Annotated in this window: 24 protein-coding genes; 13 read left to right on the forward strand and 11 right to left on the reverse strand. The window is 42.7% G+C overall.

Features of this window, described 5'->3' with window-relative positions; all coding sequences use genetic code 11:
• Window positions 1-125: 125 nt before the first annotated feature.
• Both AN944_RS14115 and AN944_RS14120 read left to right on the forward strand, forming a co-directional pair.
• Window positions 126-878, forward strand: coding sequence for a hypothetical protein (locus AN944_RS14115; protein ID WP_225442151.1), 753 nt, complete (start codon window positions 126-128; stop codon window positions 876-878).
• Between the two features lie 188 nt (window positions 879-1,066).
• Window positions 1,067-1,411, forward strand: a complete 345-nt coding sequence (locus tag AN944_RS14120; RefSeq protein ID WP_055025274.1) for a rhodanese-like domain-containing protein — start codon at window positions 1,067-1,069, stop codon at window positions 1,409-1,411.
• 77 nt (window positions 1,412-1,488) lie between these two features.
• Here AN944_RS14120 and AN944_RS14125 read toward each other — a convergent pair whose 3' ends face one another.
• The 4 genes from AN944_RS14125 to AN944_RS14140 form a co-directional block, all read right to left on the reverse strand.
• Window positions 1,489-1,986: a thioesterase domain-containing protein gene (locus tag AN944_RS14125; RefSeq protein WP_055025275.1), complete on the reverse strand. Its 498-nt coding sequence runs from the start codon at window positions 1,984-1,986 to the stop codon at window positions 1,489-1,491.
• A gap of 12 nt (window positions 1,987-1,998) precedes the next feature.
• A complete protein-coding gene (dtd, locus tag AN944_RS14130) occupies window positions 1,999-2,448 on the reverse strand; it encodes a D-aminoacyl-tRNA deacylase (RefSeq protein ID WP_055025276.1) in 450 nt (149 codons plus the stop codon).
• A gap of 46 nt (window positions 2,449-2,494) precedes the next feature.
• Window positions 2,495-3,064 carry a hypothetical protein gene (locus tag AN944_RS14135; RefSeq protein ID WP_055025277.1) on the reverse strand — a complete coding sequence of 190 codons (570 nt, stop codon included), beginning with the start codon at window positions 3,062-3,064 and terminating at the stop codon, window positions 2,495-2,497.
• Window positions 3,065-3,259: 195 nt separating this feature from the next.
• The gene (locus AN944_RS14140) at window positions 3,260-4,240 is read right to left on the reverse strand and encodes a virulence factor BrkB family protein (protein WP_055025278.1); all 981 of its coding nucleotides are present in this window, start codon (window positions 4,238-4,240) and stop codon (window positions 3,260-3,262) included.
• An 87-nt stretch (window positions 4,241-4,327) separates the two neighbouring features.
• Here AN944_RS14140 and AN944_RS14145 point away from each other — a divergent pair, with 87 nt between their 5' ends.
• From AN944_RS14145 to AN944_RS14155, 3 genes are all read left to right on the forward strand, one after another.
• Window positions 4,328-4,549 carry a hypothetical protein gene (locus AN944_RS14145; protein ID WP_055025279.1) on the forward strand — a complete coding sequence of 74 codons (222 nt, stop codon included), beginning with the start codon at window positions 4,328-4,330 and terminating at the stop codon, window positions 4,547-4,549.
• 29 nt (window positions 4,550-4,578) lie between these two features.
• The gene (locus tag AN944_RS14150; protein WP_055025280.1) at window positions 4,579-5,226 is read left to right on the forward strand and encodes a DUF2959 domain-containing protein; all 648 of its coding nucleotides are present in this window, start codon (window positions 4,579-4,581) and stop codon (window positions 5,224-5,226) included.
• A 370-nt stretch (window positions 5,227-5,596) separates the two neighbouring features.
• Window positions 5,597-6,787: a GGDEF domain-containing protein gene (locus tag AN944_RS14155; protein WP_055025281.1), complete on the forward strand. Its 1,191-nt coding sequence runs from the start codon at window positions 5,597-5,599 to the stop codon at window positions 6,785-6,787.
• A gap of 164 nt (window positions 6,788-6,951) precedes the next feature.
• Here the strand turns inward: AN944_RS14155 and flhA are convergent, their stop codons facing one another.
• The 7 genes from flhA to AN944_RS14190 form a co-directional block, all read right to left on the reverse strand.
• Window positions 6,952-9,033, reverse strand: coding sequence for a flagellar biosynthesis protein FlhA (gene flhA, locus AN944_RS14160; protein WP_055025282.1), 2,082 nt, complete (start codon window positions 9,031-9,033; stop codon window positions 6,952-6,954).
• A gap of 15 nt (window positions 9,034-9,048) precedes the next feature.
• Entirely contained in the window at window positions 9,049-10,182 is a 1,134-nt protein-coding gene (gene flhB / locus AN944_RS14165; RefSeq protein ID WP_055025283.1) for a flagellar biosynthesis protein FlhB, read from the reverse strand.
• A 2-nt stretch (window positions 10,183-10,184) separates the two neighbouring features.
• The gene (gene fliR, locus AN944_RS14170) at window positions 10,185-10,958 is read right to left on the reverse strand and encodes a flagellar biosynthetic protein FliR (protein ID WP_055025284.1); all 774 of its coding nucleotides are present in this window, start codon (window positions 10,956-10,958) and stop codon (window positions 10,185-10,187) included.
• 64 nt (window positions 10,959-11,022) lie between these two features.
• On the reverse strand, window positions 11,023-11,292 hold the full coding sequence (locus AN944_RS14175) for a flagellar biosynthetic protein FliQ (protein ID WP_055025285.1): 270 nt from the start codon (window positions 11,290-11,292) through the stop codon (window positions 11,023-11,025).
• 95 nt (window positions 11,293-11,387) lie between these two features.
• On the reverse strand, window positions 11,388-12,116 hold the full coding sequence (fliP, locus tag AN944_RS14180) for a flagellar type III secretion system pore protein FliP (protein WP_055025286.1): 729 nt from the start codon (window positions 12,114-12,116) through the stop codon (window positions 11,388-11,390).
• Between the two features lies 1 nt (window position 12,117).
• The gene (fliN, locus tag AN944_RS14185; RefSeq protein ID WP_055025287.1) at window positions 12,118-12,480 is read right to left on the reverse strand and encodes a flagellar motor switch protein FliN; all 363 of its coding nucleotides are present in this window, start codon (window positions 12,478-12,480) and stop codon (window positions 12,118-12,120) included.
• Window positions 12,473-13,354 carry a flagellar motor switch protein FliM gene (locus AN944_RS14190; protein ID WP_055025288.1) on the reverse strand — a complete coding sequence of 294 codons (882 nt, stop codon included), beginning with the start codon at window positions 13,352-13,354 and terminating at the stop codon, window positions 12,473-12,475. Before AN944_RS14190 ends, fliN begins: the two co-directional genes overlap by 8 nt.
• A gap of 616 nt (window positions 13,355-13,970) precedes the next feature.
• On the opposite strand from AN944_RS14190, the gene AN944_RS14195 reads away from it, so the two are divergent.
• The 8 genes from AN944_RS14195 (at window position 13,971) to AN944_RS14230 (ending at window position 22,006) form a co-directional block, all read left to right on the forward strand.
• A complete protein-coding gene (locus AN944_RS14195) occupies window positions 13,971-14,867 on the forward strand; it encodes an OmpA family protein (protein ID WP_144430198.1) in 897 nt (298 codons plus the stop codon).
• A complete protein-coding gene (locus AN944_RS14200; protein WP_082420021.1) occupies window positions 14,864-16,159 on the forward strand; it encodes a sigma-54-dependent Fis family transcriptional regulator in 1,296 nt (431 codons plus the stop codon). The genes AN944_RS14195 and AN944_RS14200 overlap by 4 nt, the downstream gene beginning before the upstream one ends.
• 30 nt (window positions 16,160-16,189) lie before the next feature.
• Window positions 16,190-16,543 carry a flagellar hook-basal body complex protein FliE gene (gene fliE, locus AN944_RS14205; RefSeq protein WP_055025290.1) on the forward strand — a complete coding sequence of 118 codons (354 nt, stop codon included), beginning with the start codon at window positions 16,190-16,192 and terminating at the stop codon, window positions 16,541-16,543.
• Between the two features lie 78 nt (window positions 16,544-16,621).
• Entirely contained in the window at window positions 16,622-18,337 is a 1,716-nt protein-coding gene (gene fliF, locus AN944_RS14210; RefSeq protein WP_055025291.1) for a flagellar basal-body MS-ring/collar protein FliF, read from the forward strand.
• An 18-nt stretch (window positions 18,338-18,355) separates the two neighbouring features.
• A complete protein-coding gene (locus tag AN944_RS14215) occupies window positions 18,356-19,366 on the forward strand; it encodes a flagellar motor switch protein FliG (protein WP_055025292.1) in 1,011 nt (336 codons plus the stop codon).
• 35 nt (window positions 19,367-19,401) lie between these two features.
• Complete coding sequence (gene fliH / locus AN944_RS14220) at window positions 19,402-20,196, forward strand: flagellar assembly protein FliH (RefSeq protein WP_055025304.1); 795 nt, start codon at window positions 19,402-19,404, stop codon at window positions 20,194-20,196.
• Window positions 20,186-21,541: a flagellar protein export ATPase FliI gene (gene fliI, locus AN944_RS14225; RefSeq protein ID WP_200913377.1), complete on the forward strand. Its 1,356-nt coding sequence runs from the start codon at window positions 20,186-20,188 to the stop codon at window positions 21,539-21,541. Before fliH ends, fliI begins: the two co-directional genes overlap by 11 nt.
• Before the next feature lie 51 nt (window positions 21,542-21,592).
• Window positions 21,593-22,006, forward strand: coding sequence for a flagellar FliJ family protein (locus AN944_RS14230; RefSeq protein ID WP_055025293.1), 414 nt, complete (start codon window positions 21,593-21,595; stop codon window positions 22,004-22,006).
• Window positions 22,007-22,555: the final 549 nt, after the last annotated feature.

Consider the following 22,555-nt stretch of genomic DNA (forward strand, 5'->3'; position numbering starts at 1 on the left):
ATCAATACAGCTTAATGAAAAAACGATTAAGTACAACTTTGCAGACAAATAAAATTAGAAGAAATTAGAATCTTACTAAATAAATCAATGCGTTCACCATTAACTTCCAGTCATAAGGATATGTCATGAAACCAATGTGCTTATTGCCAATAGCCCTAATTGCCAGCTTCAGTTTACTCAGTCCAATCGCTCAGGCTGATACTTATACAAAGGAAGAATACCAACAGATATTTGCAGGTGATGATACCTATAAACAAGAGCAAGCCATTGAGTCTATTTTCTTCGTTGGTTTGAATGATCCCAGTACCTACCAATCGATTAAAACCAAGATAGATACCTTATTACCATCGGCCAAAGATAAGCATGTCATTGATAATATTGCCTGGTTAATAAAGGGGCTTGGCTATTCTGGCGATCCTCAATTTCGTGAATACCTAAACCAACTGGCACAAGGCGATGCTCATAAGAAAATCCGTAAATACGCCAAACGTGCACTAGCTGACTTATCAAAATTCGAGCAGTGGAACCCGATTTTACAAGACAAAAGTCAATACAACCCCGAGCAGTCTCATCGAGCTAATGTATATGCTGCAGCACTACGTAGTGACAACCTTGAGCTGATGAGAACGACGGCAAAACGTATCGCAAATGAGCGATTATTTGATAATTACATGCTGCAACAACTGGCAGCACAACTTAGCCCTATGCGTTTAATCGACGACAATAAGCTAGCCATAGATACTTACGCTTGGATAACACGTGCACTAGCGACCTCAGGTAATGAAGACTTTAAAGCTGATGTGGAAGCCGTCGCACAAAATGCAAAACAGAAAAAACTACGCAAATATGCCACTAAATATTTAGCGAAGTTTTATTAAGCCCATTGGTTAGTGATGCATGGGCGTTAATTCCTAAGTAATAAGCGGTAAGTCATAAACAATTTGTCATCAACATTAGTTATAGAGCATGACCACTTCATGCTCTTGTTATTAACAACCTTGATCTTTACAATGTATTAGAATAATCTTATTGAACAAAATCTAATACAAATCAAAGTGAGGTTCTAATGGTCACGGCAAGCACAACTTCGATTTCGGTAAATACCAAGCTGACAGGGGCACAAGCCACTGCAATCTGTTGGGAGTTAATTAAGCATGGTGCAATGCTAATTGATGTACGAAACCCTGATGAATTTGCGAGTGGCCATTTACCACAAGCCATAAACGTGCCGTTAACTGAATTACCGGTTTGGCTTGATGCCCATCATGTAGGGCAGCAATTTGTCGTATATTGTGGCGCCGGGATAAGAGCGCAAAAGGGTTGCGATATATTCGAGTCTAAAGGGTTCAATTGTGCAGTAAATGGTGGAGCAATGAAGGACTTACTGTGCTGCGAATCTTTAAGTCAGTAATCTAGTGAAGGGTACCCTCAACTAGGCCTATACGACGTGGTTGTGTCCTTGAATAATACCTAACGATTCTCTAAGAATTAGTAACTAAAATATAAGCCACTAAACGTAGCGCAGAGCTTACCTGCGCAATGTAATTGCACCTCAAGCTTAACCTTCGCTTTTTTACCATTATTAATTGCTTCGAAGACACTCATATCGGGTAACCCCGTCTCAGAAGAAGCTGATTTATCAGTCAGTGATTCTGGCCAAATCACTGTCACTATTGGCGCTTCGGTTACAGGAGCCAAATATCGAATGTTTGCATCGGCTAAAACAATATTACCTTCTACTCCAGCCAAGCGTTGTTGTAACCACAACATTCCCCACCCCGTTAGGGTCATTAAGGTATAAATACTGCCAGCAAACATAGTTTGATGAAGGTTAATATTGGGAGAAAGTGGCGCTGTAACAGTAAAGCATTGATTGTCAAAACTGAGCGGAGTAACTTGCATAAACTGACTCACAGGAATGGTTTGATGCCACGTCTGCGTTAACTCATTAAGTAAAACCGCTATCCTGGATGAGCCAGTATTCATGATGCCTTTCCGTTATACCTGAAGATTAAAGGTAACTGGACCATCGTTGAGCAATTCAACTTTCATATCTGCACCAAACTCACCCGTTTGCGTCACCACGCCTTGCTCTTGGCAATAGGCAACAAAAGCTTCATACAACTCATTAGCTTGTTCAGGGGTTGCAGCAGAAGAAAAGCTAGGACGTAACCCGCGGCCAGTATCTGCTGCTAAGGTGAATTGAGACACGACTAACAGTTCGCCACCTACCTGTTGCAGGTTGAGGTTCATCTTGCCATTTTCATCACCAAAAACACGGTAAGCCATCACTTTTTTAGCCAACTTACGCATTTTTTCCAAGTCATCATCTTTTTCAACACCAAGCAGCACTAATAAACCTTTATTAATGCTACCTGTGACATGCTTATCATCATCACGATGAACGGTGACACTGGCATGTGCCACCCGTTGAATTAACCCAATCAAAGTTACTTCCTATTAATCGACCCGAGAAAGCCGATATTCTACAAGATTATGCGCCCGTGTCAGGCTTAATCACAGGAATAGGTTTGATCAAGTGCTCAGAACCTTTAGGTAAAGATTTACCCACTTGCTTTAAACCTTCATCGGTCCACAACATAAAGCGACGTAATTCTTCAACTTGAATAGAATCAACAAATGTCGCAGCACCTTGAACCTGAATCACACCGCCATTTTCACGAACAACAAACTTTGCAAAATTAAGCTTTTGGTTTAATGAACCAATCAAAACCAACAGTTCTTTACTGCCGTGTAATTGCGGGTGAACGGCAAATAAACGGTTCGTTAAAATGCGATCTATTCCCTTTTCACTCATACTTGGTTGCAATACAAATTGATTATCGCCAAATTGCACAGCCACACTGGTAGGGCTGAGTTTAGTCGCTAAATAACTAGACTTAATCAATGCGTTATAAAGCGCATCAGCAGCTTGTTGGTCCGTCATTCCTGTCATGTCAATGCTGGCAGGGGCAGCAGATACAACACTTTCTGAAGTGTTATTATCTGTTGTTGCACAAGCCGATAAACCTAATACACATGCCGCTAAAATCAATTTTTTCATTTGCTTTCCTTATAGAATACAGACTGCACTACTGCCATAGCAGTAGGCTTTCATTGTGACTTCTGCTATTGAATGACATTTATAATTACCCCAAATGGGAGCGAAAAAGTCAGGCCACTTGCCCATGATAATGACAGAAGCCCAACAAAATTACTTAATATTTTGCTGATATACGCTTTATTAGACTCTTAGCAATCACGTTTTATTAGATGCCTGAGTGTTAAAAGTAGACGCTGCTTGATTACTCTTTTCTTGCTCACTTGCAGCGATACCATTGCTGTCATCACTGGCTTGCACCTCACTATTTTCCGAAGTGCTGTCAGCCAACATGTCTCTTTGTAAATATTCTGGCATTGCAGCGGTAATTTCAGCGCCAAGTAACACGATCATCCAAGACACATAGACCCAAACGAATAAGATAGGAATCGTCGCCAAAGCCCCATAAATGGCCTCATAACTCGGAAACTGAGTCACATAAAACGCGAATCCTTTCTTACCTGCTTCAAACAGCATTGCCGCAACGATAGCCCCAAGTAGCGCATGTAAAAATCGAACTTTTCTATTAGGAACAACCATATATAAAAGTAAGATTGATGCTACAGAAAACAACATTGGTAAACGCTCAACCAGCCAAGTCATCAGCCCTGAAATTTCTGCCATTTCAAATACTTTAAGTGACACGACATATGAGGTTGCCACTAAACTTGCCCCAATTAACACTGGACCTAAGGTCAGTACCATCCAATACATCGAAAAAGACACCACATAAGAGCGGGTCTCTGTGGTACGCCAAATATTGTTTAATGCTTTATCAATGGCAGAAATCAACATTAACGCTACGACCACTAACGCAATGACACCGACAAACGTGCCTTTCGAAGCATTTTCAACAAATTCATTGATATAGATTTGTACTGTGTCACCCGCTGCAGGTAAAAAATTGTCATAAATAAAACTTTCAATCTTGCCGCGGATCCCCTGAAATACAGGAAAAGCAGACAGCATCGACATGGTCACAGCAACCATTGGAACTAACGACAATAAGGTGACATAAGTTAAATGACCTGCTTTAACGTTAATTTGATCTTCAACCACACGTCGCTTTACATGGACGATAAATTTCCAAATACTGAGATTAATATTTTTTAAATACGCTACATCTATCTTATTTGTCACAATTTTCTCTGATTATTTATTTTCAATTACCGAGTTAACTTCGTACAATGTTATAACACGATAGTTACACTCCAAGGGAGTTTTTTAATGTCTCAACAAGGTTCAGCTGGCAATGTCATCGCCGCCATTGCCAGTGTTTTCTTCCCAGGCTTAGGGCAACTCGTTCAAGGCCGTATCATTGCTGCAATTTTATTCTTCGTGATCACTGCAGTGTGTTATTTCTTCTGGGTACTTATTATTCCCGCCATTATTGGAGCGGTGTTTCATCTTTGGAGCATCATTGATGCTGCCATGTTTAAAGCAGATTAATTTAACGACAACATTTAAGAGAGCATAAGATGAAGAAATGGATATCACTTGCCTTCCTTAGCGCAAGCTTGTTACTAAGTGGCTGCCAAAGCGCCTATTACGGTGCAATGGAAAAAGTTGGCTATCACAAGCGTGACATCATGGTGGATCGCGTTCAAGAAGCAAAAGAGTCTCAAGAAGAAGCACAAGAACAATTCAGTTCAGCTCTCGAAGAGATGCAAGCACTACTCGCTTTCGATGGCGGCGATTTAGAAGACGCCTATAACAAAGCTAAAGATGAATATGAATCAGCTCAATCAGCAGCCGATGAAGTTGGTAGCCGCATTGATAAAGTTGAAGATGTGGCCGAAGCCTTATTCGAAGAGTGGGAAGCTGAAATTCAAGAAATCAGTAAAGCAAGCCTTCGTCGTAATAGCACTAATAAGTTAAACGAAACTGAGCGTTCGTATAATTCATTAGTCAAAGGCATGCGCCGTGCAGAAGCCAAAATGCCTCCGATTTTAACCGCGATGAAAGATAACATGCTGTACTTAAAGCATAACCTTAATGCCCAAGCCATTGGCGCAATTAAAGGCGAGTTTAATAGCTTACAATCTGACATTTCTAGCTTGATTTCAGAAATGAATAAATCAATTGCTGAATCAAATAAGTTTATTGAGGCAATGGAAAAAGGCTAACTGCCACCATTGATATCATGAAGCATAAAATGGCGCTTGAAGACCTCTACCTTCGACGCCATTTTTATTGAGCCTAGCCCGCCCTTTCGCCTAGTCCACAGTTATCGGGTAAGAAGATGTTAACTTAAACCGATTTGATTTATATTTCAGTTTGCCGCATTCAAGGTCGCTCTGTTAGTAGCAGTTTTTATATAAACGCACCATGTCTAAACGGTAAGAAGCCTAAAATGGTAACAGGTATAAATGGCAACAGCATCGCTAGCTGCACCAATATGGAAGTCTACTCGCTACATACATTTAACCCGTAACGTCTTATATTAATTGCTAACTTTTTAATGCTTACTTTTATTAGTTTACTATGGTGGATTCAATGAGCAGCCTAATGCATACCATGCGCTTTTTTATACTGCCGATTATTATCACTTTTCTATCATTAGGCTTATTAGAACACTTTCAAACTCATTGGATTGATTGGCAAGATACCCTACATTTTGCACCTTATTGGTTATTGGCGGCATCTTCATTAATTTGTTTACAATTTAACCGTAGTCGACTGTTTTATATAGGTTTGATGTTACTCACCTTTTACGCATTACAAAGTAACCGTCTGTTTTTATCGCCTGTCATTCATCAATTTTTACCGCTTTTTGGCACCTTGGTGATCACGCTATTTTGTTTTATTAAAGATCGCGGCGTCATCAGTGTGCACAGTTTTTATCGTATCGGTGGCATTGTTCTTTGTGGTTTAATCGCCTATTGCTGGGTGTATCTCACTGGCCAATACTCGGCAACGATTGGTCAATTTCAGCAAAGTATTGGGTTAACAATCGAGCAGTCCCCCTTGTATCTGCTCCCTATTTATCCACTGGCAATCATCTTACTGTGTAAGCTCAGTTGGAAAAGCAACTTAGCACAAACCAGCCTTGGTATTTGTTTACTGCTATGGCTGGGCTACTTTTTGGTGCCGACTAACCTGCCGTTATCTGTACTATTTAGCTGTATTGCGATTAGCTTTTTAATCACAGTCCTGTTCGACTCTTACTTTCTAGCTTATCGGGATGAACTCACGGGACTACCGTCACGTCGAGCCTTGTTTAATTTAAGCCTAGCTTTAGGCAGAAAGTACACGGTTGCTATGGTCGATATCGATCACTTCAAAAGCTTTAATGACACTTATGGGCACGATGTTGGTGATGATGTATTAAAATTGGTGGCAGTAAAATTATCCAAAGTCACTGGTGGCGGCAAAACCTTCCGTTATGGCGGCGAAGAGTTCACGATTGTATTTCCCCGTAAAGACATAGAACAAGTTTACTCTCATCTTGATGATGTGAGGCAAAGTATTGAAGATTATGACATTGTGCTGAGAGATGAAAATAGAAAGAACAGCTCAAAGAAACAGCGTAATAAAGCCCCTGTAAAAAAGAAAACCGTCAACGTTACCGTCTCTATTGGCTGTGCCGAGCACAAACCTGAACACAGCTTTGAGCAAAGCATGAAACTGGCAGATAAAGCCCTGTATCGAGCTAAAGACAGAGGTCGTAACCAAGTCAGGTTTTAATACTCTGCACCACTTTTATCGTCATCACCGCTTTTATTTATCACTGCTATTCATCACTGCGTAGCGATTAGCTTTATTGGTGTTTGTCACAAGATTAACATTCAAAAAAGGCCAAAGCGCAAAACGCTTCGGCCTTTTTATTACACAAGGTTCAGACAAAGGTGTTAACCAAGCTGACCTGCCACCATAAGCTCTCGGCTCTCAGGTATTTCATTGTACGACAATACATGTAAGCCTCTTGCAAATGCTAAAGCATAGCGGGCCAGTATCGGCCTAAGCTGTGGTGCAACCAACAGCAGTGGACTATGTCCTTGCTCTTTAGCGTCAGCTAAGATTTGCGGCATACCTTGTTGCAACTGAGCCAGTAACGTTGGATCAACAGGGAAGCTATCCAGCGCGACCTGACCTTGCTGCTGCGATTGGGTTAAGGCGTTCATTAAGGTTTGCTCAAGCTCTGGCGCTAATGTCAGTACATTCAATTTGGGTTCAGCGCCAGCAATACTATGCACTATGTTATTTCTTAAAGCACAACGCACATCTGCAGCTAACAGTACTGGATCTTTACTGTTTTCACTGCAATCAAGTAGTGTGGTTGCAATTGTGCGGATATCTTTTAATGACACCTGCTCTTTCAGTAATAACCGATACACTTTTAACTGCACAATTGGACTTAACGCACCGTTAAGCGCTTCCGCTAACTTGGGCGATTGCTTTGCCAAGCGATCACTGAGTGCCAACACATCATCGTGTTGTAACATGTCAGGCAAGTTTTCACGGATCAGCTTACTGACGTGTGTCGCTATCACAGTGGCATTGTCCACCACCGAATAACCTAAGTTTAATGCTCTCGCTTTAGCGTCTTGGTCAATCCAAATCGCGTCCATGTTATAGGCTGGCTCTTTAGTAATGATTCCATCAATATCACCAAATACCGGCCCACTTTGAATCGCCATCAGTTTTTCAGCTTGCAACTCCGCTGTCGCTGTTGGGTTACCCATCATATTAATTTGATAAGCATTTGGCGCTAACGATAAGTTATCCCTCACCCGCACTTCTGCGAGTAAAAAGCCCGCTTGTTCGGACAAGGTGCGGCGGATCCCTGTTAGGCGTTTCTGTAACTCAGCGCCTTTAGTCCGCTCAACTAAATGCACTAGCTGATACCCCAAACGTACTTCAATCAAATCGGTATAAGGTAATGCATCCCAACTTGGTGGCGATGGTTCTGTAGTATTGCTTTCCAGTCGCTCTTCAAGCTTGGTTTCAACAATGGCGGGTTTATGCTGACTTTGCTTCCAAGAAGCAAAAGCCAATAAAGCAGCGAAAGAAATAAATACCATGCCAGGCATACCTGGCACTAAACCTAAAATCAGCATTACCAATGCTGCTGTTGCTAAGGTTTTTGGGTTTGCAAGCAGTTGCTTTTGCAACTGCTCAGGCATTTCTTCAGCATCCGAAACACGGGTTACAATAATCGCCGCTGCGGTAGCTAATAGTAATGATGGGATTTGAGCAACAAGACCGTCACCAATGGTCAGTAAGGCAAACGTCTTAAATGCATCAGCTGCGCCCATACCATGCATAAACACACCAATGGCAATACCACCAATAATGTTAATCAGCAGGATCAAGATGCCAGCAATAGCGTCACCACGCACAAATTTAGACGCACCATCCATCGAACCATAGAAATCTGCTTCTCGAGCAACTTCTTGACGTCGAACACGGGCTTGTTCTTGACTTAAAATCCCAGCATTTAAATCAGCATCAATTGCCATTTGCTTACCAGGCAACGCATCCAGAGTAAAACGTGCTGAAACCTCTGATATCCTTTCACCACCTTTGGTAATCACCACAAAGTTGATAATCATCAGAATTAAGAAGATCACGGCGCCTACGACATAGTTACCGCCAATCACCACTTCACCAAATGCTTGAATGACTTTACCTGCCGAGTCTCCACCATTGTGGCCTTCGATTAACACCACACGAGTTGAGGCAACGTTCAAAGTTAATCGCATTAAGGTGGCGAGTAGCAATATCGTCGGAAATACCGAAAACTCTAAAGGCCGACGTATGGATACACTGACTAGCAACACCATTACTGCAAGTACGATGTTAAACGTAAATAAAATATCCAACAGCCAAGGTGGCAATGGCAAGATGACCATCGCCAGAACGGCTAATAACATTATCGGAATACCGATGTAGCTTCGATTGCCAGTAAAGACTTGTGCAAACCAATTCATGGTTTAATGGTTCCTTTAATCATGTCGTAAATGGGGAGGAATATAAAAATGCGGCAATGGTTCAGGCTTCTCTTGGCTGCCTGTTCTTGCTGCTTTGATTTGCAACACGTAACTCAGCACATGCGCAATAGCGACAAACAATGCCGCTGGAATTTGTTGTTCAATCTTAGTGGAATAATAAATCGCACGAGCCAGTGCTGGGATTTCAATAATTTCAACCGCATTACGTTTTGCTACATCACGCATATAAAGCGCCAGTTCGTCCACTCCTTTAGCAATAACATAAGGCGCATCTGCTTTATCAGCGTCATAACGAAGTGCAACTGAATAATGAGTAGGGTTAACCAGTAATACATCGGCTTGTGGCACAGCAACATCAGCACGAGAGCGGCTAATTTTTTGCTGCATTTGGCGAATTTTAGCTTTAATTTCTGGCTTACCGTCTTGCTGTTTATGCTCATCTTTCACTTCTTGATGAGACATTTTTAGCTCGTTATGATGATGCCAATACTGATATGGCACATCGATAAATGTGATAATCAGCAGACCGACGCCTAAATAAAACATCCCAGTTGATATCGTATCAATGCTGTATTTAACGGCTTCATCTACTGGCAGCTGACTACTTGCCATAATGCCTTGCAAGTTACTCTGCAAAAAATACAGCATGATGCTGACTAGCAAAGTGATTTTTAAGACCGATTTAACCAACTCCACCAATGATTTAATTGACACCATTCGCCCTAAGCCAGCAATGGGATCAATACGGCTATATTTGAAGAAGGCATTTTTAATACTAAATAGCGGCCCACCAGGTAATGCGCCTGCAATCATGCCGATAGCGGCCACTAAGATAAATAACGGCCCAAGAAGATGTAGAATTCCGACAATCGCAGCCCCCATATGCATTTCTAGCATTTTGGGCTCATTTAACTGCTCTTTAGTAAGATTCATATTGAAGCGAGTAATTTCGGCCATTTCACTGCCTATCCACTCGGCGCTGCTCGTTAGCATGACAGCGCAACCAATGATCAGCGCTGATGCGGCTAAGTCTTTAGAGCGTGGAACTTGCCCTTGCTCTCGGGCTTTTTTGAGTTTTTGTGGTGTTGCCTGTTCAGTTTTACTTTGGCCGGTATCTTTATTGCTCATCACTAGCCCCCGATAAACTGATGCATGCTAGATAAAGCATCGAGGCAAATGTCACTATAGCGACTGGCAAGGCCGCTAAACGAAAAGAATACGCACAGCAGCCCCATTAACATCGACATAGGAAAACCTAAGGCAAACACGTTTAATGAAGGCGCAGATTTACTCAACACACCAAAAGTTAAATTAACCATCAACATAGCGACAATCGCAGGTAAAGCCAGCATAAATGCGGCCGCAAATAACCAGCCGACTCGCTCAACCAGTCCCATTAAAGGCAACTCAAATATGCCCATGCCAATTGGCCACAAATAAAAGCTATCAACGATAACGCCAATAGCAACTAAGTGACCGTCTAACGCCAAAAATAATAACGTGCCATACAGTAAAAACCATTGACCAAGAATAGGATTAGAGTTGCCGTTAGCAGGGTCGTTCATAATGGCCATTGCCAAGCCCATTTGCATTGACATCATCGCGCCCATCTTGGTCATTACACTGATCATGATCAGTAAGAATAATGCCAACATAAAGCCAACAAGCAATTGCTCAACGGCCAATAACGCAGCCCCTAGTGAGATAGCGTCAACGGCAGGCACTGGGGGTAAAATTGGCGCCACCAGAGCACTCAACAGCATGGCAAATAGCAGTCGTATTTTGACCGGAATATAGTTACTGCTTAAAAAAGGCATCACAATAAATGCCCCCATAAACCGACAAAATGGCCACCAAAATGAGCCAATAAAAGCACTGATTTGTACCGATGTTAACGACAACATCAGTTGCTATCTACCCAGTCAAAATTCAGCGGCTCAGCCATGCTAAATGCGTTCATCTACTCGCCTAACCAATCACATGGGGAATACTGAAAAATAGCCGCTCAAACAAGTCACTGATTTTCATCAACAACCACTCACCTGCAAATAACACCATCAACAGCGTTAACACTAAGCGAGGTAAAAAGCTTAATGTTTGCTCATTCACTTGGGTCGCCGCTTGGAACACAGCGACAATCAGTCCCACAATCAAGCCTGGCACGACCAATACGCCCACCATCATCACCACTAAAAATATCGCTTCAGCAAAAAATGACGTTAGCTCGTTTACATCCATCTTATTGCTCCCGCAGGTGGCCGCTTCAGCTGTTCAATCATCTGATTTGTACTGGTCATTAAAATCCATGCTAGATGTATCATCGTCTACCCTAGCTAGCCAAAGCTGCCTGTTAACGTACCCACAGTCATTGCCCAACCATCCACTAACACGAACACCATGAGTTTAAATGGTAGAGATATAATCAATGGCGACAGCATCATCATCCCCATCGACATCAAGACGCTCGCAACCACTAAATCAATCACTAGAAAGGGAATATAAAGTAGGAAGCCAATTTGAAATGCTGTTTTCAGCTCGCTCAATACAAATGCAGGCATCAAAACAAAGAAGGGGATTTCGTCTGCGGTTAATGTCACTGGCTCATTAGCAATTTTTAGCATTTGCTCTAAATCTGTTTCACGAGTTTGCGCCAACATAAATTGTCGTAAAGGCACTTCTGCCCTCACAATCAATTCTGTTAATTCAATTTCACCCTTGTCATAGGGTAAAAATGCATCTTCATAAATCACATCACCAACGGGGCGCATAATAAAAATAGACATGACTAAAGCAATGCCAATTAACACTTTATTAGGTGGACTTTGTTGTAAGCCCAACGCCTGCCTCAAAATTGCTAACACAATGATAATTCGAGTAAAGCTTGTCATCATCATCAACATCGCAGGTAAAAAACTTAGCAAGGTCATCATGGCTAAGATTTCTAACTTGACGTTCACGGTTTGCGACTGGTCGCCGTCCGCTAAAGTGAATAAGGTTAATCCATCATTAGCATAAGCACTGGGTGCTAATAGGCATAACAGAAGCAGGATGACACGAACCATATTAGTCGTTTGCTCCAGTTAAGCTTATCGCTTCCACTTCAAGCAATCTCACACCATATCGGCCATTCACTTCAACCACTTCACCACGACCTAACAAAGCACCATTAACACGAATATCCAATGGTTCGCCTACCATGCGATCCAATGCAACAACGTCGCCTTCTCCCATTTGGGTTAGCTCACCTAAAGACATTTCTGTACTCGCTAATTCCAATGTCACTTGCACTGGTAACTGGTGAAAAAATGACATCTCTTTTAAGGTTTTAGCCTTTGGAGCAGGTTGTGGCTCTGCTAGGGTATCTTCTAATAACAGATCATCATCAAGTAAGAATTCATCATCTTGTAAAAGTATATTTTCAGGCATGGGTAGAGTCCTCTGGGTGAAACGCTTCCTGGGTAAGTTTGGCGACCATTTGTCCATCATCATTATGAACAGTGGCATAAAATAGGGGTCTGCGACCGATAGTCACTGGGCAACGAGAATGCAAACTCATCGGTAAAATATCACCGACTTTCAAGCCTTCTAATGACGTCACAGGCATTAATTGATGACCAATTTCTAACGTGGCTTTTATCGGAATTTGTCTTAAACGCTGACTTAATTGGCTATTGAGGTTTTCAGCAGCTTGATATTCACTTGGCTGTTCAGCCATCAATCCCAAAGCAAATTCTGTCATGCATAACATCATTGGCGGGCCAACATGTTCTGCTGGAAAGCTCAGAGTCCAAGCAAGAGGCACCTCTAATGGCGTGGTATTCACCACCAATTCAAGATCTAAGCCGTCGTCATCGAGTTCAGTTATCGGTAAAACGTCCAACGCAGAACGCAATAAACGCTTCACCAAACGAAACTCAGACAAACTAGGCGCCCGTAAAGGTGACTGTAACGGGCTAGAGAAACTACCGTAATAACCGCTAGCTAACTGATCTAACGTACATTTATCAATTCGCCACCAAGCCAGCGGAGTTCGGCGGTAACTCATCAAAAACCACGCGTGGTTTAAGTCAGGTGTTACTGTATTCAAATCGGTTGAAAGCGATACTTTTGACAATGCGTGATGACCTTGGCCAATAATCGGCCCTAATAAGTCATTTATATTGTCGAGCAGCGTTCTATGGCAACGCTCTAGTTGCAATACTAGTCGGCTGCGTGCAAGTTTCTCTTGAACTAACGCAACGGCTCTCACTTTTGGAAGCTGCTGCTTCTTAATCAAACTTGCTTTAGCTGTGGTTTTCATTTTAATTTAAAACTCACTTAACTATAAAATATCCATAAATTAATAACCGTAATAATATGTATCAAAATTATATTATCACCCACACGCAACTGAACTAAAAACGACCACCTTATTAATATACAAACAATTCAGGCGACATTTTTTTGGCAAACAAATATATTTTGACAACCAAATATAATAAATCAGCTAGTAGTACATATAACAACGACCACAGAAACAGATAATCAAAACAAATAACCAACAACACTTAAATAATAAATAAATACCAAATATAAAAACAAAAAAATAAATATTATTACAAAGCGACTATAATCGTAAAAAACTTTAAATTTATTTTAAAATAACAAAAATTAATTTTTAAATTCAATAAAATCAGATACTTAAAAACCAGATAACTGTGTCTAGTTTCTATATAACTTAGAGGAATCAGTATTTCGGCAAGATACTACATCATTTAAATAACGAAAGACAATGACATATATATGAACAAACAATAAAGCTTGCACTATTTAAAACTTTTTATAAAAATTCATTTTAATCATTTTTCTTTTAGTGTTTAATACTGCAAAACTTTATTACGTTACAAACATAACAAATAAAAATAGGATGTTAGTAATTGAAAAAAATAATACTGATTACAATTATCGCATTTATTTTTCCGCTTAAATCGTATGCAGGAGTAATAGAGAATAAATATCAAACCAAGATGGAAAAATCTTCTTGGGAGTTCAGTGGAAATATATTTCACTGTGAAATAAGCCACCAAGTGGATGGGTTCGGAGACTTTATGCTCACCGCCACGCCTGGTGACGAGTTATTCATTAGTTTAACTGCTGACTGGCTGAGCCTGCGTGATCATGCCAGCGAAATAATAATTGAATCTTCTTCATGGCAGCAGCAGAACAACGCCCCTTTTGCACAATCAGAACTAAACTGGCAAGGTCATACCGCTAAAACGAGCCGAAACAGCGCAGCTTTTTTAGAGGCCTTAGAGCAAGGGCTCACGTGGCAAGTCAATATTGATCCAGGTAAAAATATCAAATATAAGGTGAATTCTTCACCCGTCTCTACTCGTGCCATCGTAAGAGAATTTAGATTATGTAAGCAAAACCTGCTGCCTAAGCCTTTTTCCTATGTACGCAGAGTGGATATGCAGTTTAATAGCAACTCGACACATCTATCTCCTGAGTACGAGCAGGATTTAATCGCAATTGCTCGCTATATTGCGGCTGATGACAATGTCACAGAAGTCCTTATCGATGGGCATGCTGACGCATCAGGAGATCACTTTGTGAACTTGCAATTAAGCAAGGAGCGCGCTTTTGAAGTTCAAGCAAGATTAATTGAGCTTGGCGTGCCCAATACAATGATTCAAGTGCGCCATCATGGCACAAGAACCCCCATTGCCAGTAATAATAGTGCCCAAGGACGTGAGCTGAACCGTCGCGTTATGGTGAGATTAGTTAAAACGAACAACCTTACCGCTCTCAAAACGCAGAAGGCCAGTCGATGAGTCAGCAATACTCAATCCAGTTGGTCGATTGCCAACTGTGTGAAACCGCTGCCGCATTATTGCTAAGCAATGGCTTTCAGTTATGGGGCAATCAACAGCCATCGCCTTGGCTGAATCTGGTGAATTTATCAGATTGTGAACCTGAACAAGTAGCACAGCGTTTAGCCATGTACCCGAGTAAGAATCAGATTGCCTTACTTGATCCAGAACAAACCGAATTGGCTAGTATTGCAATGCAGTCAGGAGTGCAAGATTACCTATTGCAGCCGATTGATAATCAACAACTTATTGCACTGTTAACCCGTCTAAAAACTTTAGATAAAATTGATTCAGACATCGTTGCATCATCCGCTGTTAGTCGTCAATTATTGATGCTTGCTCAACGTGCAGCAGTCACCAATGCTACGGTATTATTGACTGGTGAAAGTGGTACAGGTAAAGAGCCATTAGCCCGTTATATTCATCGTCACTCCAATCGTTCACAAGCCCCATTAATTTCGATCAACTGTGCGGCTATTCCTGAAAGTATTTTAGAGTCAATTCTATTTGGCCATGTCAAAGGCGCCTTTACCGGAGCTGTCAGCGATCAATCAGGTAAGTTTGAACAAGCCAATGGTGGCACTTTACTGTTAGATGAAATCGGCGAAATGCCGCTCGTCTTACAAGCTAAATTACTGCGAGTTTTACAAGAGCGCGAAGTTGAAAGAATTGGCAGCCATAAAGCGATACCACTCGATATTCGCGTGATTGCATCAACAAATAAAGACTTACGCAAAGCTGTTGAGAATGGTGAGTTTAGGCAAGATCTATTCTACCGCTTAGATGTATTACCGCTAAAAATTACCCCACTAAGACAACGTCGTGAAGACATCATGCCTATTGCAGAGCACTTTTTAGACATGTACCACAACAATAACTCTGAACAAGTCTGTTACTTCAGTGATCAGGCCCGTAGTGTACTGCTCGGCCATGACTGGAGTGGCAATGTAAGAGAGCTTGAAAATACAATTCAGCGCGCATTAATCATGCGCCGTGGTCAAGCTATTCAGACCGCTGACTTAGGCATAGAAGCAGAACAAACTGCTCAGTTAGCGCCTCAACAAAGTGGCCTGAAAGACTCTAAACGACAAGCAGAGTTTCAATACATCATAGACACACTGAAACGCTTCAATGGTCAGCGAAACCTCACCGCAGAATCTCTTGGCATGACAACACGTGCATTGCGTTACAAGCTTGCTCAAATGCGCGAACAAGGGATAGACATAGACCTTGCTCTTGGCAAAGTAGCGTAATTACCCTCTAGCAAATAGATAGGAAAACCAATGGCTAATGCAACCATGGTCAGTGCACCAATGACCAACGTTCAAACATTAATGGACCAAATGAATGTCCATTCAGAAATGGCCAAAGGCGCCATCAAAGTCGGTCCAAATCCGAGAGACTTTGGCACTCAACACCCTTCATTCACTGAATTGATGGAGCAAAAGGTTGCTGCAGTTAACACCGACCAAAACACCTCATCAGCACTTATGCGTGCTGTCGATAGTGGCGAAAGTGATGATTTAGTTGGTGCCATGGTGGCCTCACAAAAAGCCAGTTTGTCATTCGCCACTATGATTCAAATTCGAAACCGTTTGGTACAAGCGTTCGATGACGTAATGAAAATGCCGATTTAATCAATATTGATATAAATCAGTTCATTAACGATAAGTTTCAATAGCCTAAACCGCCTTAGTGCAAGGAAATTAGACACAATGCCTACAACTCTTACTCAAACTAGCCAACCCGTTACCGAGGTTGGAGAGAAAAAATCGCCTTTTGCGACGATAAAAGAGAAATGGACCAGTTTCAATCAAGGCGATAAACAAGTTGCCGTACTTGCGGTTTTCGCCATCGTCGTGGCCTGCGTCATCGTGCTTATGTTATGGACCGCAAGCCAAGGCTACCGACCTTTATACGGTAGCCAGGAAAAAGTCGAAACGGCGCAAATTATTGAAGTCCTTGAAACTGAAGGAATAAGCTATCGTCTTGATACTAATTCTGGGTTAGTTTTAGTGCCTGAAGACAGACTCGGCAAAGCGCGAATGATTTTGGCAGCCCGTGGCGTGAAAGCACAAATGCCGATGGGAATGGAGTCACTAGATAGTTCAGGGATTGGTACTAGCCAATTTATGGAGCAAGCTAAATATCGCTACAGTCTTGAAGGTGAACTCTCTCGTACCATTATGGCGCTACGTGCCGTTCGTACAGCCAGAGTGCATTTAGCTATTCCTAAAAAAACCCTATTTATTAGGCAGCAACCTGAATTGCCTTCGGCATCGGTCATGCTTGATCTTTATGCAGGTAGCAACATTCAATCAGAACAGGTTGAATCAATTGTCAATCTGGTTGCAGGCAGTGTCACAGGAATGACTGCAGAGCAAGTACAAGTTGTCGACCAACAAGGTAATCACTTAAGCTCAGCGTTAACCCTCAATAATGACATTACCCAAGCACGAGATCGCCAGCTCAAGTACACCCACGAGCTAGAGCAAAGCCTCATCAACCGTGCTTCAAGTATGTTAATGCCAATCCTTGGGCAAGAAAATTTCCAAGTTCAGGTCGCTGCGCAAGTTAATTTTAATCAAGTCGAAGAAACGAATGAGTCACTCGACCCTCAATCTGTTATGCGCAACGAACAGCAAAGCTCAAATGAAGTCAATGGTGACTTGGCTATGGGAATACCCGGTGCGCTCAGTAACCAGCCTCCAGCTGCAGAAGGTACTGAAACCAATCAACGCCGCAATGTCACTCAGCAAACTCAACGTAATTTTGATGTAGGACGTTCGGTTAAACATACCCGCTACCAACAAATGCAATTAGAGAACCTGTCAATTTCTGTGTTGTTAAATAATCAAGCTGCAGGCGAAAACGGTTGGACTGAAGCCCAACTTGAATCAATGAGCAACATGGTCCAAGACGCCATTGGTTTTACCGCTGCGCGTGGCGATCAATTTAGTATCAATAGTTTTGATTTTGCGCCAGTGAAAGTAGCTGAATTCCAGCCTATGCCATGGTGGCAAACAGAAGGTTACGAGTCATACCTGCGTTACTTTATTGGGTTACTACTCGGTATTGGACTGATTTTCTTTGTCTTACGTCCGTTAGTTCGCCACTTAACTAAAACCGTTGACTTAAGTGCGATGAAGGAAGTTGAAGAGCAGGATAATTATCAATATCAAGAGCCTAGCCCTGCGAAATTAGACAGTAGCAGTAGCAATAGTGATGCGCAGTCTCTTGCAGATGAGCTAATGGGACTCGGTCAGCCTCAAGCTGATGATGACCTAATGAATATTGGACTACCAGAAACCAGTTCTCCGCTAAAAGTGAAAATGGAGCACCTCAGTGTTCTCGCTGAAAAAGAGCCCGCTCGTGTAGCAGAAGTCATTGCCCACTGGATCAGCGACAAAGATGCTAAACAACACTCATAGCGAGATAGGAAAAGACTAATGATGAATGAACTTGATATTAACTTAGATAATCTCGACCAAGCTGCCATGATCCTATTGAGCATGGGCGAGAAAGGCGCAGCGCAAGTGATGGCTCATTTAGACCGTAATGATGTGCAGCATTTGAGCCATAAAATGGCTCGCCTATCGAGCATTACTCAAAATGAAGCCGACTTTGTCATAGGACGCTTTTTTAAGCGCTACCAAGAGCAATCAGGTATTGCCCGCGCCTCACGCTCATACCTGCAAAAAACCCTCGATTTAGCCCTAGGGGATCGTGTAGCAAAAAGCTTGATAGACAACATCTATGGTGACGAAATCAAAACCTTGGTTAAACGTCTTGAGTGGGTCGACCCTAAGTTACTTGCCCGTGAAATCACCAATGAACATAGCCAACTTCAAGCGGTACTTTTAGGTTTATTGCCACCTGAAAGTGCAGCCCAAGTATTATCAGGTTTACCAGAAGCAGGCCAAGACGAATTACTGGTTCGTATCGCTCAATTAGGAGAGCTTGAGCGCGGTGTCGTTGAAGAACTGCGCCACCTCGTAGAACGATGCATGCTCATAGCAATGGAAAAGAGTCATACTCAAGTATCTGGTATTCGCCAAGTTGCCGACATTCTCAATCGCTTTGAAGGTAACCGAGAGCAATTGATGGAGATGATTAAGCTCCACGATAAAAAACTGGCGGGTGAAGTGGCAGACAACATGTTCGACTTTATTATTTTAGGTCGTCAAAAAGCGGAAACCTTGCAAGAAATCATGGCGCTTGTGCCTGCCGATACCTTAGCGCTAGCGCTTAAAGGTATTGAATCAGATCTTAAGAAAACCTTACTGCAAGCGTTACCAAAGCGTATGTCTTCAGCGATAGAAACCCAAATTGAAGCCATAGGCACAGTACCATTGAGTCAAGCCACAGCAGCCCGCAAAGACATTATGGAACTGGCTAAGCAAATGATGGACGAAGGCCAAATAGAATTACAGCTGTTTGAAGAACAGGTTGTTGAGTAATGAGCCCATTTTTGACTGATCAAAAGAGTAAAGCCATGAACAAGTCACCGCATTCTGACAGACGCTTTCGCCTCAGCGGCGAGCGTGTACGCCGTCACCAATTTAGCCCATTACATGCAGACGAGCTTGCCCAAAACCATGAAGAGCCATCATGGCAAGATTACCAACAAGCTTTTGATAAAGGTTATGATGAAGGCGTCGTAAAAGGTCATGAAGCTGGCTTAGTTTCAGGCCACAAAGAAGGCCAACAATCTGGCTATGCCGCAGGATTTAATCAAGGACGAATTGAAGGGCAATTAAAGGGTAAAGAAGCTATTGATGAGCAACTTAATAACTTAATTACGCCATTGTCAGCAATGAAATCTTTGCTCGAAGAAGGTCATACTCAGCAGGTGATGCAGCAACAGGAGCTGATTTTAGATTTGGTTCGTCGAGTATCAATTCAAGTTATCCGATGTGAACTGACCTTACAGCCTCAACAAATTCTTGCCTTAGTTGAAGAAACACTAGCCGCGATTCCTGATGCTCCCACTGACGTGAAAATTCATCTTGAGCCATCAGCTGTCACGCAATTGAAAGACATCGCAGCTGATAAAGTGCAAGACTGGACTTTAGTCCCTGACAACACTATCAGTGCGGGCGGTTGTCGTATTGTGGGCGATAAATCCGATGCCGATGCCTCAATGGAAACCCGTCTCAATGCCTGTTTAGATCAAGTAGAGAATCACTTAAAACGCACAGATATCGAGCAACAACTGTCATCAGATACAAGTGTCAATCAGGCAGCAACAGATACAACAGACGAAACTCGAGGCGCCAGTGAGCAGTAGTTCGGCTCAAACAAGCGCCGAGATAATTGACTGGCCGTCTGTGCCAGTGGCACAAGTGTATGGCAAGCTCACTCGAGTCAATGGCTTGCTGCTTGAGGCTGTCGGCTGCCAACTAGGTACAGGCGATCGCTGCCATATTGAGTGTCGCAATGGTGGAGTCGTCGAAGCTGAGGTTGTCGGGTTTTACAAAGACACCGTCTGTTTAATGCCAATTGAACACACCTCAGGACTGATGCCTGGCGCAAGAGTGATCCCTATTGCTGAGCGCTGTCAAATACCTGTTGGTAAAGGCTTACTTGGCCGTGTACTTAATGGCTTAGGTAAGCCACTTGATGACCTTGGCCCTCTTAGCCAGATACAAACCATTCCTATGGTGCAAATGAGCACTAACCCGCTACAGCGTAAGCCAATTACCGAACCTTTAGATGTCGGGATCCGAGCTATCAATGCTTTATTGCCCGTCGGCCGTGGTCAACGCTTAGGGTTATTTGCTGGCTCTGGTGTCGGTAAAAGTGTGCTGTTAGGCATGATGACCCGCTTTACTGAGGCTGACATTGTCATCGTAGGGCTAATTGGTGAACGTGGCCGTGAAGTGCGTGAATTTATCGAGCAATCATTGGGCGAAGAAGGTCGACAACGTTCAGTTGTCATCGCCGCTCCAGCAGATACCACCCCATTGATGCGTATGCGTGCCATGCGACTGTGCCATCACATTGCTTGCGCTTACCGAGATCAAGGAAAACGAGTTCTGCTATTAGTTGACTCTTTAACCCGCTATGCACAAGCGCAGCGAGAAATTGCCTTAAGCTTAGGTGAACCACCGGCAACCAAAGGTTATCCGCCGTCAGCGTTTGCCCAGCTTCCTAGCTTGGTCGAAATGGCAGGAAACGGCCAACACCCTACAGGCACCTTAACTGCATTTTATACCGTATTAACGGAAGGTGATGATCAACAAGATCCTATTGCCGATGCAGCTCGAGCCATCCTTGACGGCCACATAGTGCTAGATAGAAAACTGGCTGAACAAGGCCATTACCCTGCCATTGATATTGGCGCTTCGGTAAGCCGACTTGCAGCGCAAGTTGCCAGCGCTGACAGCTTGTCTCACGGACAAGTTTTTAGGCATTTAAATAGTAAATATCAGCAGGTGAAAGAATTATTGCCTTTAGGTGGTTATCAGCCAGGGCAAGATAAAGAGCTGGATATTGCAGTACAAGCGTACCCACAAATGGCCGCTTTTTTACAGCAAGCGACCCATAGTCAAGCAGACCATCAACATAGCATCAGCCAATTACAGCAGTTAGTTGAAGGTCTGGGTTACCAAGCACCTCCTTCGACTGAATAAGGCAGATGCAGCAGTACGTCATCGACCAAAGCGCATTGTAGAGATCGTAAAATGAAACAGCTTTTACAGTTATGCCAACAAGAAGAAAAGAAACTGCATCAGCTCAGCCAGCAAAAGAATGCCAGCCAACAGCGTTTGCTTGAAATCGCCCAGCAGCAGCAACAACTATCAAGCATGGTCAGCCAATATCACGCTTACCCACAACAATGCGCCAACCCGCTATTAATGCAAAATAGCGTGCAAATGATTAACGCAATTCAGCCCCTACAAAAGAAGCTCACACGTCAAAAAATATTATTAGAACAAGAACATCAAAGAGTGGATAAAATCTGGCGTAGCCAGTTAGGGCGCCAACAAGGCATTAATTGGTTCTATCAAGATCGTCTCAAACAACGACAAGCTCATATTAATAAACAAGAACAAAAACAAATGGATGATTTGGCCTGTCGATATCAGCTTAAGTAAACATACTTAAATGATGTTTTTTATTACCAAACTTCGTTTGGATTAACGTCGTGGCGCTTCGCCCACACCAGACTAAAAGGGAGTTAACTGCGACTCCCTCTTACTTTTCACTAAGAGCTACACCCCGCAGCTCCGGCGAAATTTAAACAGCAAAATTTCCAACGGAGAATCATCCAGCGCTAACCTACTTTTGTAGCCCGCTTCAGCAAGCTACAACTTTGGTTCAGTGAAGCTCTAACGCTTACGATGGGGCGTCCCTTCCCCTCGAAAGCTAGCCAGAATCTTACGTACAGGATGTACTAAATGCCTTGACGCACATGGATGTACGAGAAAGGCCATGTCTGGACTCACGAGATTTTCTTGCTTACCTCAATTCAAATGGAACATTAGAAGATCAAAAGCAGTGCGATTGTTATTACAGCGAATGCTTAAGTTGCAAACGAACCTTCGGGCACAATGATCCCCATTGAAATTGCTGAAATGCGTTGAAGACTCTTTATTTAAAGTAATAGCGAAAGCCTGACAGGACGTCAGGCTAGCTTTAGTTGG

Source organism: Shewanella sp. P1-14-1, assembly GCF_001401775.1.
Taxonomy (GTDB): domain Bacteria; phylum Pseudomonadota; class Gammaproteobacteria; order Enterobacterales; family Shewanellaceae; genus Shewanella; species Shewanella japonica.

What these genes read in the sequence shown, in the direction of transcription:
- AN944_RS14115 (WP_225442151.1), top strand. Translation starts at nt 126, where the DNA reads ATGAAACCAATGTGCTTATTGCCAATAGCCCTAATTGCCAGCTTCAGT.
- AN944_RS14120 (WP_055025274.1), top strand. Translation starts at nt 1,067, where the DNA reads ATGGTCACGGCAAGCACAACTTCGATTTCGGTAAATACCAAGCTGACA.
- AN944_RS14125 (WP_055025275.1), bottom strand. Translation starts at nt 1,986, where the DNA reads ATGAATACTGGCTCATCCAGGATAGCGGTTTTACTTAATGAGTTAACG.
- AN944_RS14135 (WP_055025277.1), bottom strand. Translation starts at nt 3,064, where the DNA reads ATGAAAAAATTGATTTTAGCGGCATGTGTATTAGGTTTATCGGCTTGT.
- AN944_RS14145 (WP_055025279.1), top strand. Translation starts at nt 4,328, where the DNA reads ATGTCTCAACAAGGTTCAGCTGGCAATGTCATCGCCGCCATTGCCAGT.
- AN944_RS14150 (WP_055025280.1), top strand. Translation starts at nt 4,579, where the DNA reads ATGAAGAAATGGATATCACTTGCCTTCCTTAGCGCAAGCTTGTTACTA.
- AN944_RS14155 (WP_055025281.1), top strand. Translation starts at nt 5,597, where the DNA reads ATGAGCAGCCTAATGCATACCATGCGCTTTTTTATACTGCCGATTATT.
- flhA (WP_055025282.1), bottom strand. Translation starts at nt 9,033, where the DNA reads ATGAATTGGTTTGCACAAGTCTTTACTGGCAATCGAAGCTACATCGGT.
- flhB (WP_055025283.1), bottom strand. Translation starts at nt 10,182, where the DNA reads ATGAGCAATAAAGATACCGGCCAAAGTAAAACTGAACAGGCAACACCA.
- fliR (WP_055025284.1), bottom strand. Translation starts at nt 10,958, where the DNA reads ATGTTGTCGTTAACATCGGTACAAATCAGTGCTTTTATTGGCTCATTT.
- AN944_RS14175 (WP_055025285.1), bottom strand. Translation starts at nt 11,292, where the DNA reads ATGGATGTAAACGAGCTAACGTCATTTTTTGCTGAAGCGATATTTTTA.
- fliP (WP_055025286.1), bottom strand. Translation starts at nt 12,116, where the DNA reads ATGGTTCGTGTCATCCTGCTTCTGTTATGCCTATTAGCACCCAGTGCT.
- fliN (WP_055025287.1), bottom strand. Translation starts at nt 12,480, where the DNA reads ATGCCTGAAAATATACTTTTACAAGATGATGAATTCTTACTTGATGAT.
- AN944_RS14190 (WP_055025288.1), bottom strand. Translation starts at nt 13,354, where the DNA reads ATGAAAACCACAGCTAAAGCAAGTTTGATTAAGAAGCAGCAGCTTCCA.
- AN944_RS14200 (WP_082420021.1), top strand. Translation starts at nt 14,864, where the DNA reads ATGAGTCAGCAATACTCAATCCAGTTGGTCGATTGCCAACTGTGTGAA.
- fliE (WP_055025290.1), top strand. Translation starts at nt 16,190, where the DNA reads ATGGCTAATGCAACCATGGTCAGTGCACCAATGACCAACGTTCAAACA.
- fliF (WP_055025291.1), top strand. Translation starts at nt 16,622, where the DNA reads ATGCCTACAACTCTTACTCAAACTAGCCAACCCGTTACCGAGGTTGGA.
- AN944_RS14215 (WP_055025292.1), top strand. Translation starts at nt 18,356, where the DNA reads ATGATGAATGAACTTGATATTAACTTAGATAATCTCGACCAAGCTGCC.
- fliH (WP_055025304.1), top strand. Translation starts at nt 19,402, where the DNA reads ATGAACAAGTCACCGCATTCTGACAGACGCTTTCGCCTCAGCGGCGAG.
- AN944_RS14230 (WP_055025293.1), top strand. Translation starts at nt 21,593, where the DNA reads ATGAAACAGCTTTTACAGTTATGCCAACAAGAAGAAAAGAAACTGCAT.